The following is a 1478-nucleotide window of genomic DNA, read 5'->3' as shown; positions in this document are numbered from 1 at the left end:
CCACGTCTCCGACGCCTGGTGGGAGCTGTTTCAGCGTTCCGGCGCGTCGGTGGCGACCTCCTACTACTCGGCGGACCCCGACCAACACAACCAGATGACCGGCCGCCCCGCTTCTCATCGGCACACCCGCCGCAACATCGTCAAGGCCGTGGAGCTAGGTGTGCCCCTGCGAGCTGGCATCGTCACCGCCGATGGTCAAGGTGTAGAGGAAACCCGGCGCGAACTCGAAGATCTCGGGGTAACACGAATCGGCGTGGACCGCGTGCGACCTTTCGGGCGTGGTGCGGACGGGCAGGCACCGGGCACGGCGGGGTTGTGCGGGGCATGCGGGGACGAGCGCGCAGCCATCAACCCCAACGGGCAGGTGTCCCCGTGTGTGTTCTCCACCTGGATGAGCGTGGGCACCGTCCAGAAGAACCCGCTGACGGATATCCTGTCCGGCCCTGCTATGTCCCAGGCACGCGACAAGATCATGGCGGGCAAGGACTCCGGTGACCCGCCCATCTTCATCCCGTGCAGCCCGGACAAGGACATCTGCAAGCCCGGCGAGCCTCCCAGCGAATGCGACCCACGGCACTGAGGACTCATGGACCCTACGATCACCGACTTGATTCGTCCCCGCACCGGGCGTATCGAGAGCATCAAGCCTGCTTCCGGGTTCGGGGCTTCCAGCACCGGATTTGTCTATGCCGAACAAGGTCGGTTCTTCGTCAAGGCCACCCCACAAGGCAGCCGGGATCTCGAAGCAGCCCGGCGGGAAGCCGCAGTCAACTCCTTCATCAGGTCGGTGTCTCCAGCGGTCCGCTGGAAGGCAGAGAACGAGGACTGGTTCGTACTGGGGATCGACGTGGTCGAGGGACGAAGCGCGGACTTCCTCCCGGAGTCCTCGGACCTGCCGACAGTGGTCGACACGCTGAACCGGGTGTCCGCGCTTCCCTTGCCGGATGTCGCACGAGGGTGGACGGAGACCCGGTGGGACCGTTTCGTCACCGACTCGGAAAAGGAACTCCTGAGAGGCGATGCGCTGACGCACACCGACATCCACGGCCGTAACTTCCTCATCGGCGCAGAGGAGACCTGGTTGGTGGATTGGGAGTGGCCTACCCGCGCCACCCCAGCAGCCATGCCAACGTGCCTGGCGGTGCAGTTGGTGTCTTCTGGACATTCTCCAGAGTCCGCAGAGTCCTGGGTGTCCAAGATGGTCGCGTGGGAGATGTCCAGCCCGGAGAGTCTGAGGATCGTCGCTCGGGCGAACGCGCGACTGAACCGATGGTTCGCTGAGCTGCGCGCGGACGAGAAGTGGTTGGGTGCGATGGCTGAGGCAGCTGAGGCGTGGGCCGATCACCGGGACGGGGGTAGCTCGGCGTGACCGTGAATCAGGAGAGAATCCGGCCGCAGGGTGATGTCCCGGCCGGGGCCCTTCGGCCCTTGGGCAGCGTGGCATCGACGCGATAGCTTCTGCTGCGTGTCAGCATGAA

General features: G+C 65.2%; 2 protein-coding genes. Both read left to right on the top strand.

Going from position 1 to position 1478, the window contains the following annotated elements; genetic code table 11:
- Positions 1-580, top strand: a 580-nt coding sequence (locus ACSIH6_RS39290; protein ID WP_435113962.1) for an SPASM domain-containing protein, incomplete at its 5' end; no start/stop codon positions are given.
- A gap of 6 nt (positions 581-586) precedes the next feature.
- Entirely contained in the window at positions 587-1369 is a 783-nt protein-coding gene (locus ACSIH6_RS39285) for a protein kinase (RefSeq protein WP_435113960.1), read from the top strand.
- Positions 1370-1478 lie beyond the last annotated feature (109 nt).

Origin of the sequence: Nocardiopsis synnemataformans (assembly GCF_965343085.1) — a bacterium.
Lineage (GTDB): Bacteria > Actinomycetota > Actinomycetes > Streptosporangiales > Streptosporangiaceae > Nocardiopsis > Nocardiopsis alborubida.
This window is presented reverse-complemented; position numbering and strand designations above follow the sequence as displayed.